14 protein-coding genes and 1 pseudogene are annotated in these 13,096 nt (G+C 68.4%); 8 read left to right on the forward strand and 7 right to left on the reverse strand.

Features of this window, described 5'->3' with window-relative positions:
- The first annotated feature begins 34 nt into the window (after window positions 1-34).
- Complete coding sequence (locus tag FB475_RS14915) at window positions 35-937, forward strand: LysR family transcriptional regulator (protein ID WP_141856428.1); 903 nt, start codon at window positions 35-37, stop codon at window positions 935-937.
- 4 nt (window positions 938-941) lie between these two features.
- On the opposite strand, the gene FB475_RS14920 is transcribed toward FB475_RS14915, so the two are convergent.
- The 3 genes from FB475_RS14920 to FB475_RS14930 are packed head-to-tail and all read right to left on the reverse strand — an operon-like array spanning window position 942 to window position 3,602.
- Window positions 942-2,195, reverse strand: coding sequence for an SGNH/GDSL hydrolase family protein (locus FB475_RS14920; protein ID WP_141856429.1), 1,254 nt, complete (start codon window positions 2,193-2,195; stop codon window positions 942-944).
- A 22-nt stretch (window positions 2,196-2,217) separates the two neighbouring features.
- Window positions 2,218-3,045: an SRPBCC family protein gene (locus FB475_RS14925; RefSeq protein WP_141856431.1), complete on the reverse strand. Its 828-nt coding sequence runs from the start codon at window positions 3,043-3,045 to the stop codon at window positions 2,218-2,220.
- A complete protein-coding gene (locus tag FB475_RS14930; RefSeq protein WP_141856433.1) occupies window positions 3,042-3,602 on the reverse strand; it encodes an ArsR/SmtB family transcription factor in 561 nt (186 codons plus the stop codon). The genes FB475_RS14925 and FB475_RS14930 overlap by 4 nt, the downstream gene beginning before the upstream one ends.
- A gap of 128 nt (window positions 3,603-3,730) precedes the next feature.
- On the opposite strand from FB475_RS14930, the pseudogene FB475_RS14935 reads away from it, so the two are divergent.
- The 3 genes and pseudogenes from FB475_RS14935 to FB475_RS14945 form a co-directional block, all read left to right on the forward strand.
- Window positions 3,731-4,084, forward strand: a pseudogene (locus tag FB475_RS14935) (ATP-binding cassette domain-containing protein); the annotation flags it as partial.
- Between the two features lie 42 nt (window positions 4,085-4,126).
- Window positions 4,127-4,522 (forward strand): RidA family protein, encoded by a 396-nt coding sequence (locus FB475_RS14940; protein WP_141856435.1) that lies wholly within the window; start codon window positions 4,127-4,129, stop codon window positions 4,520-4,522.
- On the forward strand, window positions 4,519-5,061 hold the full coding sequence (locus FB475_RS14945; protein WP_185759256.1) for a GrpB family protein: 543 nt from the start codon (window positions 4,519-4,521) through the stop codon (window positions 5,059-5,061). Before FB475_RS14940 ends, FB475_RS14945 begins: the two co-directional genes overlap by 4 nt.
- Here FB475_RS14945 and FB475_RS14950 read toward each other — a convergent pair.
- On the reverse strand, window positions 5,009-6,256 hold the full coding sequence (locus FB475_RS14950; RefSeq protein WP_202878333.1) for an FAD-binding oxidoreductase: 1,248 nt from the start codon (window positions 6,254-6,256) through the stop codon (window positions 5,009-5,011). The genes FB475_RS14945 and FB475_RS14950 overlap by 53 nt on opposite strands.
- 57 nt (window positions 6,257-6,313) lie before the next feature.
- On the opposite strand from FB475_RS14950, the gene FB475_RS14955 reads away from it, so the two are divergent.
- Window positions 6,314-7,273, forward strand: coding sequence for a helix-turn-helix transcriptional regulator (locus FB475_RS14955; RefSeq protein ID WP_141856441.1), 960 nt, complete (start codon window positions 6,314-6,316; stop codon window positions 7,271-7,273).
- Here FB475_RS14955 and FB475_RS14960 read toward each other — a convergent pair.
- Complete coding sequence (locus FB475_RS14960; RefSeq protein WP_141856443.1) at window positions 7,270-7,671, reverse strand: hypothetical protein; 402 nt, start codon at window positions 7,669-7,671, stop codon at window positions 7,270-7,272. The genes FB475_RS14955 and FB475_RS14960 overlap by 4 nt on opposite strands.
- Window positions 7,672-7,755: 84 nt before the next feature.
- Between FB475_RS14960 and FB475_RS14965 the strand changes: the two genes are divergently transcribed.
- The gene (locus tag FB475_RS14965; RefSeq protein ID WP_141856444.1) at window positions 7,756-8,388 is read left to right on the forward strand and encodes a MerR family transcriptional regulator; all 633 of its coding nucleotides are present in this window, start codon (window positions 7,756-7,758) and stop codon (window positions 8,386-8,388) included.
- Here the strand turns inward: FB475_RS14965 and FB475_RS14970 are convergent.
- Window positions 8,385-8,852 carry a MarR family winged helix-turn-helix transcriptional regulator gene (locus FB475_RS14970; RefSeq protein ID WP_141856446.1) on the reverse strand — a complete coding sequence of 156 codons (468 nt, stop codon included), beginning with the start codon at window positions 8,850-8,852 and terminating at the stop codon, window positions 8,385-8,387. The genes FB475_RS14965 and FB475_RS14970 overlap by 4 nt on opposite strands.
- 105 nt (window positions 8,853-8,957) lie before the next feature.
- Here FB475_RS14970 and FB475_RS14975 point away from each other — a divergent pair, with 105 nt between their 5' ends.
- On the forward strand, window positions 8,958-9,539 hold the full coding sequence (locus FB475_RS14975; protein WP_141856448.1) for an NADPH-dependent FMN reductase: 582 nt from the start codon (window positions 8,958-8,960) through the stop codon (window positions 9,537-9,539).
- A 7-nt stretch (window positions 9,540-9,546) separates the two neighbouring features.
- On the opposite strand, the gene dnaB is transcribed toward FB475_RS14975, so the two are convergent.
- The gene (dnaB, locus tag FB475_RS14980; RefSeq protein WP_420359212.1) at window positions 9,547-11,856 is read right to left on the reverse strand and encodes a replicative DNA helicase; all 2,310 of its coding nucleotides are present in this window, start codon (window positions 11,854-11,856) and stop codon (window positions 9,547-9,549) included.
- Here dnaB and FB475_RS14985 point away from each other — a divergent pair.
- The gene (locus FB475_RS14985; protein ID WP_202878334.1) at window positions 11,750-13,066 is read left to right on the forward strand and encodes an MATE family efflux transporter; all 1,317 of its coding nucleotides are present in this window, start codon (window positions 11,750-11,752) and stop codon (window positions 13,064-13,066) included. The genes dnaB and FB475_RS14985 overlap by 107 nt on opposite strands.
- Window positions 13,067-13,096: the final 30 nt, after the last annotated feature.

Genomic DNA, 13,096 nt, shown 5'->3' on the forward strand with positions numbered 1-13,096 from the left:
ACGCTCTTATCGGCAACTCCGATAATTGGCCCCCGTGGACAGCCGTCAACTGGAGTACTTCGTGGCCGTCGCCGAGGAACTGAGCTTCACCCGCGCGGCGCAGCGCCTGTTCACCGTGCAGTCGACGGTGTCCGCGGCGATCCGCGCGCTCGAGACCGATCTGAAGACGACGCTCTTCGACCGCTCGACCCGCCGAGTGGTACTGTCCACCGCCGGCCAGGCGCTGTTGCCCGAGGCAAAGGCGGCCCTGGAGGCTCTGGACCGAGCGCGAGCCGCGGTCGAGGAGGCGTCCACCGGGCTGCGCGGCAGCATCCGGATCGGGACGCTCGCGCGGCTCAGCCTGGTCGACATGGCCGAGCTGCTCGGCGCTTTCCACCGGAAGTACCCGCTGGTCGAGGTGCAGGTCGCCACCTCACCGACCGGATCGAGCGGGCTCGCGGACGACGTACGGCACGGCCGGCTCGACGTCGCGCTGCTCGGTCTCCCGAAGCCGGAACTCGCCGGACTCGAGATCCGCGACATCGGCGCCGTACCGTTCGTCGCGCTCGTGCCGGCGACCCACCGGCTGGCCGGCCGGGACGGCGTCCGGCTGGAGGAGCTGACCGGCGAACGGTTCGTCGACATGCCGCCCGGTTTCGGGAACCGCAAACAGGTCGATCGCTCCTTCGACGCGATCGGCCGGCCACGGCGGATCCAGGTCGAGGTCCCGGAGCTGACCGCGATCCCCGACTACGTCCGAGCCGGCCTTGGCGTCGCCGTCGTCCCCGACGTGCAGCTCGCCGACGACCCGGACGTCACGAAGCTGCGCATCACCGACACCGACCTGACCTGGACCCTGTCCGTCGTCACCGCCGCCACTCGCCGCCCGAGCCGAGCAGTGACCGCCCTGCTAGGCCTGATCGGCGACTCGATCCGCACCGACGGACCGTACTTCTAGACTGCTAGAGGGTCCGCAGATCGACCGCCGCGGCGATCGCCCGGGCCCCGGCATCGTTCAGGTGCAGGTGGTCGCCGGAGTCGTACGCCGGGTTGAGCGCCCGCGGGTCCTTCCGCGACGCGAGCACCTTCGCGAGGTCGACGACCGCGTCGTACTCGCCGCTGGTCCGGATCCAGCGGTTGAGCTGGTCGCGGACCTTCTGGTTGTCCTCGGTGTCGTAGCCCCAGGCGTTGCCCATCGGCGTCAGCGTCGCCCCGACGATCCGGACCCCGTGCCGGTGCGCGGCGCGGATCAGGGCCCGGTGCCCCTCGATCAGCTCGGCCGCGGTGACCACCGGCGAGGCGCCGCAGCCGAAGTCCGGGTAGCCGCCACCGCCGATGTCGTTCACGCCTTCGAGCACGATCACGGTTCGTACGCCCGGCTGACCCAGGACGTCGCGTGCGAACCGGCCGGCGCCGCTCTGGCCGAAGCACGACGAGTCGGCGAGGAGTTTGTTGCCGTTGACACCGACATTGGCGACACCGAAGTGCTTGCCTGCGGCATCGAGACGTTCGGCCAGTTCGTCGGGCCAGCGGTTGTCCGCAGCGGCCGTCGTACCGTAGCCGTCGGTGATCGAGTCGCCGAACGCGACGACCGTACCGCGGGCGGCGGGACGCCCGCTGACGTCGACGCCGGCCAGGTAGTAGCGCGAACCGCTGGTCTGCCCGAAGGCGGTCGCCCGCGGATCGAAGCGATGGTCGCCGCCCGCCCGGTACGCCGTCGCCAGGCCGAGCTCGTGGAAGGTGGCCGGACCGGTCGGCGTGCTGAAGTACAGCGTGACGGCCAGCGTTTCCAGCGCGCGGACAGGCAGTGCCGCGGCGTCCGAGGTCAGCTCGGCGCCGGCCGGAACCGTCGCCGACGCCCGGTCGGCGAAGGTCAAGGCCCGTTGCGATCCGGGCCGTAGGGCGGCTCCGCCCGCGGACCGGGCGATCGTCGCACCGGCGATCCGCAGCGGCTGGTTGCCGAACCGGTTGCTCAACCGGATCCTGATCCTTGTGCCGTCCGCGCTGACGCGGACGACCTGACGCAGCGACTCGGCGCCACCTTGTGCGAAGCCGGTGAGCGACCAGTTCGCACCTTCACCGGCGCTCGGTTGTTGCGGGGCGACGGTCCAGGCGGCGGACCAGGCTCCCGGCGGGGCGTCGTACGCGACGGCGGTGGTCGTTCCGGCGCTCAGCACCAGCGTTGCGGCGGCGACCACCGCCAGACATCTGCTCATGTTCGTAAGACCTTTCCGGTCGTCAGACGGTGATTTGCCAGTCCGGCAGTTCGTTGTACCGGCGCAGCGCGGCGACGCCGCTGAGCCAGCCGAGCCAGGCGCCGTACGGCGGGTTGGACTCGTCGAACCCGCTCATCACGAACGTGAGCCGGGTCTTGCCGCCGGACTCGGCGAGCTCCCAGGTGCTGATCCCGACCGGCCCCCAGTCCATCGACATCTTGCGGTTCTCGACCAGCTCGACGATCTCCACGCCGGGTCCGGCGTCGAAGCCGCCCATCGCGAACCGGCCGCCCTGGCGCAGGTCGATGTCGACCGGGTACCCGAACCAGGCGGTCGCCTTGGCCGAATCGGTCAGCGACGAGTACACCTGCGCGATCGGCGCATCGATCAGTGCCTCGCTCTCGAAGACCGCCGACGTGAAGTCCGGCCGGGTGGTGAGCTCGCGCCCCTCGAGGTGATCGACGAGGTTGGCGAGCGCCAGCGCCCAGAAGGTCTGCAGCACCCCGCGGATGTTCGAATTGCCGACCGCTTCGGCATAGTCGAAGTGGCTCTGCGTGAGCTTGATCAGTGTCGAGTCGTCACCCTCGGAGACGAGCGTGAACTCGGTCGTGGTCTCCTCGCCGCCGAGGGTCCACCCCAGCGTCAGGGTGTGGCCGTCGTACGCGAGCACCCGCTGGTGCGGCGCGTCGCCCTCGGGGATGCAGCGGCCCCAGAACTCGAACGTGCCGGGCAGATCGACGGTCGAGTGCTCGCCGAGCCACTGATTCAGGGCCTTGGGGTCGGTCAGCGCCTGCCGGGCCTCGTCGAGACCGGCCTTTGCGCGGACACACAGGATGAGCGGTTGAGTCATTGAACTTGTTCTCCCTTGGGGTAGCACGCGACAGCGAGTTTGAAGGCGTCGCCTTCGGAGCCGCCGTACCGCGCGAACAGGTCTTGTAAGGTGCTCTGCAGGTCGTGGAAGAACTCCCGCCGGCGCTCCGGCGGGACACGGATCTCCCCCGACACCCCGATGGACGGCAGCTCCGGAGCTGTCCGGTCCAGCGCGACGATGTCGGTCTGAACCTCTTCCATCAGGTCCAGCAGGTAACCGAGGCTCAACTCGTCCTGAGCCCGGCGGACGCCACCGATCCGGCCGACAAGCGACGGCGACAGCCAGTACGAGCGAGCGGTTGCCTGGTAGATCCCCTCATGGACGCCGCGGACCTTGCGCTCGTCGACGAGCGTCACCAGCCCTGCCTCCACGAGGCGTTTCACGTGGTAGTAGACGCGCTGCGGAGTCTGGCCCAGCTGCTCGGCCACCTCGCCGCAGGTGTGCGGCTCGGCCAGCCGCCGCAGCACCTCGATCCGCTGCGGCTTGAACAATGCCTCGGCCTGCTCGAGCTGCTCGAGGTGCATCACGTCTCTCATCACAAAAATGAGTTTGTACATAAAAATTCGACTTGTCAATGCTCATCAGAGATACATCAGTCGGGAATGTAAGTGGCCGTATCGCGGTTCTAACTGGTGCCCTCGGTGCGACGGAAAGGAAGCGCGACATGGCAACTGTTTCGTTCAAGGGAGCTACCCGGGTCTATCCGGGCACCGACCTCCCCGCGGTGGACAAGCTTGATCTGGATATCGAGGACGGCGAGTTCATGGTGCTCGTCGGGCCGTCCGGGTCCGGCAAGTCGACCGTTCTGCGCATGCTCGCCGGCCTCGAAGAGGTCAACGAGGGCGCGATCTTCATCGGCGACCGCGACGTCACCAACGCTCCGCCGAAGGAACGCGACATCGCGATGGTGTTCCAGAACTATGCGCTCTACCCGCACATGTCGGTGGCCGACAACATGGGCTTCGCCCTGAACGACAAGCGTGCGGTGGAGACGCCGTGGCAGAAGCGGTACGTGCAAAACCTGTTGACCGCGGAGTGAGCAATCACGTTGGGTCGGGACGTGACGATCGAGCGCAGCAACCCTGAAGGTCTGCACGCAACGCCGGGCTACCACCACGTGACCCGCGTGCAGGCGGACACCTTGGTGTACCTGGCCGGCCAGTGCCCGTTGCAACCGTCCGGCGAGCTGGCGCCCGGCGGTCTCGAAGGGCAGACCGCGCAGGTGATCACGAACATCCTCACCGCGCTGGAAAGCGCCGGTGCGACGCCCGATCAGGTTGTCCGTACGGTGATCTACGTGGCCAGCTCCGACCGATCCGACTTGAGCGCGGTCTGGGACCAGGTGAACGCCTCCCCGATCGCCGCCGCGTTCACCACCGCGAGCACGCTGCTCGGTGTCGCCCAGCTCGGCTTCCCGGGCCAACTCGTGGAAATCGACGTAACGGCGGCTCTGTGATCGTCCCCGCGGAGGTCGTCGACTACGACCCGCGCTGGCCGTCGTGGTTCGCCGAACTCCACGCGCGGTTGACGCCGTACCTGGTCGGGATCCCTCATCGCATCGAGCACGTCGGCAGCACCGCCGTACCCGGTCTGGCGGCGAAGCCGATCATCGACATCGACATCGTCGTACCGACGGCCGACCTGGTACCGGCCGCGATCGCCCGGCTGGCGACCGCCGGCTACCGGCACGAAGGCGACCAGGGGATCCCGGGTCGCGAGGCTTTCGCCCTGCCTCCCGAGCCGCTGCACTACCACCATCTGTATGTTGTTGTTGAAGGCAACAAAGCTTGGCGTGACCACATCCTGCTCCGCGATCATCTGCGCGCGGACGCGGCCGATCGCGAGCGGTACGCCAAGCGCAAACGCGAGCTGGCGCACCTGCTCACCACCGACCGCACCGCCTACGTGTCCGGCAAAGGCGCGTTGGTCGAGGAGCTGATCGCTAAATCTGGTGGTTCGCCCACAGCCGGCGGTCAGGGTCGTACCGGCGCCTGAGCTCGAGCAGCCGGTCGTAGTCGTCGTAGGCCTCGGCGATCTCTTCGGGAGTCAGCTTGTCGTAGCTGAAATTGAGGAACCGGCCGACGGCGGACCACGGCGCGAGGATCTTCCGCTGCAGCTGGGTGTCGGTGGTGATCACCGTCAACGAGTACGCCGCGTCGCGGTGACCGACCGCGTTCGGAACCTCGGGCTGCCGGGCGAGCGCGCCGCCGAGGTGCCGGATCGCGATCACATGCATCTGCTCGGCGGCCGGCCCCGGCAAGGTCTTCAGCGCGTCGAGGTCGTCCAGCAGTACGTTGCGTGAGCTGTACGCGTCCGGGCGCTCGGGCTCGGCGAAGATCTGCCCCGAGTCGGCGTACGGCATGACCCCGACCGTGTCGATCGCCGGCGTACCGATCGCCCGCAGCGGCGCGATCAGTTCTTCGCCGCGGTCGCCGAGGATCGCCAGCTGGAGCTGCCCGATGTACTTCCCGCGCACCGGCTCCGGTACCTGCGGGATGTCCGGCACCGGCAGGATCGCGATCGCCGACGTCACCTCCTCCGGTACCGACCGGGTCCACTCGCGCCACACCTCGGGCGCCTCCGGGTACTCGGCGAGGTCGAAGTACAGACTCCCGCCGAAGATCGTCGGTACGTCGAACAGCTCGACCTCGATGCCCGTGACCACACCGAAGTTCCCGCCGCCGCCGCGGAGCGCCCAGAACAGGTCCGGGTCCTCCTCGGCATTCCGTCGTACGCCGTCAGCGGTCACCACCTCGATTCGCCGTACGTGGTCCGCGGCGTACCCGTACCGCCGGGCCATCAGGCCCAGTCCGCCGCCCAGCGTGTACGGGATCGCGCCGACGCCGGGGTAACTCCCGGACAGCGGCGCGAGGCCGTACGGCGCGGTCGCGGCGACCACGTCCCGCCAGGTCGCGCCCGCCTCGATCCAGGCGGTCCTCCGCTCGGCGTCGACGGTCACGCCGTTGAAGCCGCCGGTCGCGATCAGCACGCCACCGTCGATCCCCTCGGTCACCCCGTGCCCGGACGCCTGGACCGCGATCCGCAGGTCGTTGTCGACCGCGTACCGGACCGCGTCCTGCACCTCGTCGGCGCTCGTGACGGGGAAGATGACCTCCGGCCGGTGCGGGTCGCGCCGCTGGAACCCGAGCCGCGCCTCGTCGTACTGCTTGCTAGTCGTCGTCAGCATCATGTACTTCACGGTAAGAGCCCTTGCGGACATAACTTGTCCGCAAGCAATACTTGCCGCATGAGAGACATGCCCGGCCGTCTGCTGCGGCTGCTGTCGCTGCTGCAGAGCCGGCGCGAGTGGTCCGGCCGCGAGCTCGCCGACCGCCTCGGGGTCACCGAGCGCACGGTACGCCGGGACGTCGAGCGGCTCCGGGCGCTCGACTATCCGGTGACCGGTACGACCGGCACCGCGGGCGGGTACCGGCTCGGATCCGGTACGCACCTGCCGCCGCTGCAACTGGACGACGACGAGGCGATCGCCGTCGCGCTCGGCCTGGTCGGCGCGGCCGGCGGCGGGGTGAGCGGGATGGCCGACAGCTCGATGAGCGCGCTCGCGAAGCTGGAGCAGGTGCTGCCCGTCCGGCTCCGGCCGCAACTCGCCGCGGTCGGCTCGGCCGCCGAGGCGATCCCGCGGCCCGGCGTACCGCAGGTCGATCCGGGCGTGCTCGCCGTGCTCGCCCGCTGCTGCCGGAACCACGAGATCGTTGCCTTCGACTACCACGGTCGCGCTCGCGACACGACGCGCCGGCGGGTGGAGCCGCATCAGCTGCTGACGCTGGCGTGGCGGTGGTACCTGCTCGCGTTCGACCCGGACCGCGACGACTGGCGGATCTTCCGCGCCGACCGGATCACCGACGTCACGCCGGTGCTGCACCGCTTCACGCCCCGGGTGATCGACGGGGCGTCGTACCTGCTCGAGTCCTTCGTCTCCGCGCAGTACCAACACACCGTCGAGCTCACGGTGCAAGCTCCAGCCACCGCCGTCACCTCGGCCTTCGAAGGCGTGGTCCGCGGCATCGTCACCCCGCTCAGCGACACGTCCTGTCAGGTCCGTTTCAGCGCCGACACCCCCACCATGCTCCTGACCCAGGTAGCCGCCGTCGCCGCCCTCGGCCCGTTCACCGTCGACCAGGCGACACCGGAGACCTCCGCACTGATCAGCTCGGTCGGATCGCGGCTGGCGCAGGCGTTCGGCTAGGCGGTGATCAAGCCGATTCCCAAGGTCAGGACGCCGACGGCGAGGGCGGCGGCGCCTAGCCACAGGACCCAGAGGAACTGGTTGGGCTCGGTGCGGTCCTTGCCGGCCGAGGAGGCGAAGAAGCCGCCGGACATCAGGATCGCGGCGACCGGGATCGCCAGCCGGGCGACCCACAACCAGAAGCCGGTGAAGCCGGTCTGGTCGACGTACAGCAGGCCGACCAAGCTGAGGATCACCAGGACGCCGGCGTGCGCGTGACCGGCCCGGGCGAACGACTTCTGGAAGCCGGTCATCGGGACCTGGCCGCGGACGATCTTCGTCATGAAGTAGCCGCCGAACTGGATCGTCACGATCGTCAGCAGGATGACGCCGGCGATCGTGCGAGATGCGTCGGTCATATGAACACGCGCTCCTTATGGATAGTTCAGGTATCCGCTTATGGATACTGATACTATCCATCACAGGCGACAGGAAGGCAAGCGATGCGAATCGGGGAACTCAGCAAGGCCACCGACGTCCCGGTGCCGACGATCAAGTACTACCTGCGCGAGGGTTTGCTGCCGGCCGGGGAGCTCAGCAGCCCGAACCAGGCGTCGTACGACGACACGCACGTCCGCCGGCTGCGACTGATCCGCGCGCTGATCGAACTGGGCCAGGTACCGGTCGCCACCGTGAAGGAGATCCTCGAGTCACTGGACGCCAACGCCGAGCCGCTGCACGAGCAGATCGGCCGCGCCCACCGCGCGCTCACGCCGGCGCGCCGGCTGTCCGCCACCGACGAGGCCCGCAGCGCTGCGGCGGCCCAGGTCGCGGACCTGCTCCGCTCCCGCGGCTGGACTGTTGAACCGTCGGCGCCGGCCCTGGCCACGTTGATCGACACCGTCGCCGCCTTCCGGAGTCTCGGTCAGGAGAACCTGGTCGCGGATCTGGACAGGAAAGCCGAAGCCGTCGAGGCCTTCACCGCGCTCGAGATCGACGCGGTGACTGCGAACCCGACCCGGGACCAGGTCGCCGAATCCGTCGTGATCGGCACGATCCTCGGCGAGACGTTGATTGCTTCACTGCGACTGCTCGCGCAGGAGTCGATCTCGGCGGAGCGTTGGCGGGATCGCTAACAGTTTTCCTGAAGGCCGGGGAGGAGCTTCGCCATCGTCTTCTGCAGTGCGCGTCCTTCGGCCTCACTCAGCGGATCGAAGACCAGTTTGCGGACCAGTTCGACATGGCCGGGCGCGGCTTTCACGAGCTCTTCATACCCGGCCGGGGTCAGGATCGCATTGGTGAAACGGCCGTCGTTCGGGTCCGGCTCGCGGCGGACCAGGCCGCGGTTCTCCAGGCGACGGATCAGGTGTGACAGGCGGGATAGTTCGGAGTTTGCCAACACCGCGAGGCTGCTCAGGCGCATCGTGTGCTCGGGCTGATCCGACAGGCCGGCGAGAACGTAGTACTCCAGGAAGCTCAGGTTGGAATCGCGCTGGAGCTGCTCCCCCAAGGCGGTCGTGAGCAGCGCCATCGTGAGCTGCAGGGTCTTCCAGGTCTCCAGCTCGTCGGCCTTCAGCCAGCGCGGTTCGCCTGCACCCATGCCTGCAGCATAGCCAGCCGATGGATGACTTGAATGTTCATGTAAGCCAGCCTATCGTCTTACTTGAAGTTTCAAGTCATCCTCTTCTCTGAAGGAGTCGTCGCGATGAGCGACCTGAAGATCGCGGTCATCCTCGGTAGCACCCGCCCCGGCCGGAACGGCAAGGCGGTGGCCGACTGGGTGCTCGAGCAGGCCCGGCACCGCACCGGTGCGAGCTATGAACCGATCGACCTGCTCGACTACCCGCTGCCGCACCTGGACGAGGCGATCCCGCCCTCGGCCGGGCAGTACGCCGGCGCGCACACGAAGGCGTGGGCCGCGACGATCGCGGCGTACGACGGGTTCGTCTTCGTCACGCCGGAGTACAACCACTCCACGTCCGCCGTACTGAAGAACGCCATCGACTACCTGTACGCCGAGTGGAACAACAAGGCGGCCGGCTTCGTGTCGTACGGCTCGCTCGGCGGCGCGCGGGCGATCGAACACCTGCGCGCGATCAGCTCCGAACTGCAGATGGCCCACGTCCGTCAGCAGCTGTCGTTCTCGCTGTTCAACGACTTCGAGAACTTCAGCGTCTTCCGCCCAGGCCCGCAGTACGCCGACCAGGCCACGATCCTGTTCGACCAACTCGAGTCGTGGGCAGCCGCCCTCAAGCAGGTCCGCACCGCTCAGCCAGTGGCGGCATGAACATCACCTAGCCGTCGTGCGCCATGTCCACAAACCGTGAGTAGTGGCCCTGGAACGCGACAACCACATCCGCAGTAGGCCCGTTCCGGTGCTTGGCGACAATAAAGTCGGCTTCACCGGGCCGGGTCGACTCCCGCTCATAAGCATCCTCCCGATGCAACAGAATGACCACGTCAGCATCCTGTTCCAGGCTGCCGCTTTCGCGGAGGTCCGAGGCCATGGGGCGTTTGTCGGAGCGTTGTTCGGAGCCTCGGTTCAGCTGGCAGATGGCTACTACGGGGAGCTCGAGCTCTTTGGCGAGGAGCTTGATGGAGCGGGAGAACTCGGAGACTTCGAGTTGGCGGGACTCGACCTTCTTGCCCGACGTCATCAGCTGGAGGTAGTCGATGACGATCAGCTTGAGGTCGTGGCGTTGTTTGAGGCGGCGGGCCTTGGCGCGGATCTCCATCATCGTCAGGTTCGGCGAGTCGTCGATGAACAGCGGGGCCTCGGAGACCTCGCCCATCTTGCGGGCCAGCCGGGCCCAGTCCTCGTCGGTCATCTTGCCGTTGCGCATGTGGTGCAGCGGCACCTTCGCCTCGGCGGACAGCAGCCGCATGGTGATCTCGTTGCGACTCATCTCCAGCGAGAAGATGCACGAGGTCAGGCCGTGCTTGATCGAGCAGGAGCGGGCGAAGTCCAGACCCAGGGTGGAGTTGTGGGTGGGGATCATCGTCTTGCCGGCCAGGTACAGGTGGTCGGGGTTGTCGACCTCGACGCAGCGCACCGGCACGCTGGCCACCGGGTCGACCCACTCGAGCCGCCGCTCCCCCTCGCCGGTCAGCGCGGCCGGGTAGCCGTGCCCGGTGATCTGCCGCGGCGCGGACCCCGGGATCAGCGGTGTCAGCCCGGGACTCGCCGACATCGCCGTGTAGAGGTCCTCGGTCGTGCAGATCACCGGGCGGCCGCCGTCCTCGACCCGCCACTGGTGCTCGGCGTCGGCGACGATCGAGCTGCCGTCGGAGAACGACAGCCGGAAGCACGGACGGTCCACCATCACCTCGGTCGCCGCGACCACCGTCGTCGGCAGCCCCTCGGCGTCCAGCAGTTGGTCGCCGACCGCGACCTCGGCCATCGTGGTCCAGCCGGTCGGCGTCGGCAGCGGGGTGTCGAGGGCGAGCGCCTTACCCATCGCGGGACGGGCGGCGACGATGATCATCTGGCCGGGGTGCAGCCCGTTGGTCAGCTCGTCCAGGTCGGTGAACCCGGTCGGCACGCCGACCATCGCGTCACCACGGGAGTCGATCGCCTCGATCTCGTCGAGGGTGCCCTCCATGATGTCCTTCAGCGGCGCGTAGTCCTCGGCGGTGCGCTTCTCGGTGACCGAGTAGATCTCCGCCTGCGCTTCGTCGACGACGTCATCGACCTCGCCCTCACCCGCATACCCCAGCTGGACGATCTTGGTGCCGGCCTCGACCAGGCGGCGGAGGATCGCCTTCTCCCGGACGATGTGCGCGTAGTACGACGCGTTCGCCGCGAGCGGGACCGAGGCGACCAGGGTGTGCACGTACGGCGCGCCGCCGATCCGGGCCATCTCGCCGCGCTTGGTCAGCTCGGCGGCGACCGTGATCGCGTCGGCCGGCTCGCCTCGCGCGTAGAGGTCGGTGATCGCGTCGAAGACCACCTCGTGCGCCGGGCGGTAGAAGTCCGTGCTGCGCAGGTTCTCGATCACGTCGGCGATCGCGTCCTTGCTCAACATCATCGCGCCGAGCACACACTGCTCGGCGGCCAGATCCTGAGGCGGAGTGCGATCGAAGCCCATCGCCGGACTGCGCTCTTCGTGACCGTCGCCCTGACCCCCGCGGAACTCCGCCACGCTCACTTCGTCCGACCTCCTCGTCGCCGCCCCAGCCACCGGACCGGGTTCGAACACCTGCTCGAACCTTAGCCCCGCCCACCGACAGTCTCGGATGCAGGTTCTGGCACCAGCCTCGCGACCGTACGCCGAGCGCTTCCCGCAAAGCCACCCGGACATCCACAGGGGGTGTGGACGAACCGTGGATAACCCCGCTACGGGCTGTGCACAGGTTGGGCACAACCCTGTGGATATCTGTGGAAGGAAACCCACAACCCGGCTCTGACCTGCGAATTCGTCGGTGCACAACTGTGGAGAAGAAAAAGTCTGAGACCAATTTCCGACACGCCCGAGCGGCCTGGGTAACCTCGCTCCGGTGAGACCACGGGTAGGCGCACAGGATCGCGAAATCCTCCGGCTGGCCGTGCCGGCGTTCTTCGCGCTGGTGTCCGAACCTCTGATGCTGCTCGCGGACTCGGCCATCGTCGGTCACCTCGGTACGCCGCAACTGGCCGCGCTCGGCGTCGCCGGAACGATCCTGCAGACCCTGGTCGGCATCTGCGTCTTCCTGGCGTACGGCACCACGTCGGCGGTCGCCCGGCGGATCGGTGCCGGCGACCACAAGGGTGCGCTTGCCCAAGGCATCGATGGCCTGTGGCTGGCGTTGCTCCTCGGCGTCGTACTCGCCCTGCTCGGGCTGGCGCTCGCTCCGCAGGCGATCGGTGCGTTCGACCCGTCGCCACAGGTGGCCGGGTACGCCGTGACGTACCTGCGGATCTCCTGCCTCGGCATCCCGTCGATGCTGCTTCTGCTCGCGGCGACCGGCGTACTGCGTGGGCTCCAGGACACCAAGACCCCGATGGTCGTCGCGATCACCGCCAACCTCGCGAACATCGGCCTGAACGTCCTGCTCGTGTACGGCGTACACCTGAACATCGCCGGCTCCGCCCTCGGTACGGCGCTCGCGCAGACCGGCGCCGGAATCGCCCTGGTTATCGTCGTGGTCCGTGGCGCCCGGAGGGACGGCGCCAAGCTCCGCCCGGACCGCCCCGGCATCCTCGCGTCGGCGCAGATGGGCGTACCGCTGATCGTCCGGACGCTGACGCTCCGTGCGGCGATCGTCCTGCTCACCTTCGTCGCCACCGCGCTGGGTACGACGTCCGTCGCCGCCCACCAGGTCGCGTTCACGCTGTGGTCGTTCCTCGCGCTCGCGCTGGACGCGATCGCGATCGCGGCGCAGGCGCTCACCGGTCGTGCGCTCGGCGCCGGCGATGTCGCGGGGACCCGGGCGATCACCCGCCGGATGATGTGGTGGGGCCTGTTCTCCGGCGTACTCGGCGGCCTGGCCCTCTGGGGTCTGCGCGGCGTCTACGTCCCGTGGTTCACCTCGGACCCCGATGTACGGCGTACGCTCGCCGCCGTGCTGATCGTGGCCGCGTTGTGGCAGCCGGTCAACGGGGTCGTGTTCGTACTGGACGGCGTACTGATCGGCGCCGGAGACGGGCGCTACCTGGCGATGGCCGGGGTCGTGGCACTCATGCTCTACGTACCGCTGGCGCTCGCGGTGCTGTGGCTCGGCGGTGGGATCGTCGCGCTGTGGTGGGCGTTCGGTGGGTACATGTTGCTGCGATTCCTCACCCTGACCACCCGCGAACGCCGCGACGGCTGGCTGGTCACCGGAGCTACCCGCTGACCCCGCCGTACGGCAAGGTGGAACAGAAGG

Origin of the sequence: Kribbella jejuensis, assembly GCF_006715085.1 — a bacterium.
GTDB classification, from domain to species: Bacteria; Actinomycetota; Actinomycetes; order Propionibacteriales; family Kribbellaceae; genus Kribbella; species Kribbella jejuensis.